This is a genomic window from Roseibium sediminis (assembly GCF_008711325.1).
In the GTDB taxonomy this organism is placed as follows: domain Bacteria; phylum Pseudomonadota; class Alphaproteobacteria; order Rhizobiales; family Stappiaceae; genus Roseibium; species Roseibium sediminis.
Window position 1 is genome coordinate 1 of sequence record NZ_VXDB01000105.1, and the last position, 635, is coordinate 635.

The 635-nt window shown below is 59.5% G+C and carries 1 protein-coding gene; it reads left to right on the top strand.

The window, feature by feature from the left end:
- Positions 1–101 precede the first annotated feature (101 nt).
- On the top strand, positions 102–617 hold the full coding sequence (locus F0155_RS23265; protein ID WP_150526944.1) for an Hcp family type VI secretion system effector: 516 nt from the start codon (positions 102–104) through the stop codon (positions 615–617).
- Positions 618–635: the final 18 nt, after the last annotated feature.

Genomic DNA, 635 nt, shown 5'->3' on the forward strand with positions numbered 1-635 from the left:
TGTGTTGGCACGGCCCGGCGATTGCTGGCCGATCATTTGAAGAAGGTGTTTCCGGCGCGGGTCCCGTGCGTGAGGGCGCCAGTTTATTGATAGGAGCAGTCATGCCAACTCCGGCTTATATTACCATTGAAGGGGCAACCCAGGGCCCGATTACACAAGGTGCCTTCACCGAGGATTCCGTCGGCAATGTCTGGCAGGAAGGCCATGAAGACGAAGTCATGGTGCAGGAAGTCGACCACAAGGTGGTGATCCCGCGCGATCCGCAGTCCGGCCAGCCCGCAGGCCAGCGTGTCCACACGCCGTTCAAGTTTACCTGTTCGCTGAACAAGGCCGTGCCGCTGCTCTACAACGCGCTGTGCACCGGCGAGATGCTGACCAAGTGTGAAGTGAAGTGGTACCGCACCAACTCCGCCGGCAAGCAGGAGCACTTCTTCACCACGACGCTGGAAGATGCGCTGGTCACCAATATCGACTGCAATCTGCCGCATTGCCAGAACCCGGACAATTCCGACTACACGCAGCTGATCCGCGTGGAGCTCTCCTATCGCAAGATCATGTGGGAGCACACGGTGGCCGGTACGTCCGGATCTGACGACTGGCGCGCTCCGGTCGTTTAGGTGGCTGCCTGATCATGT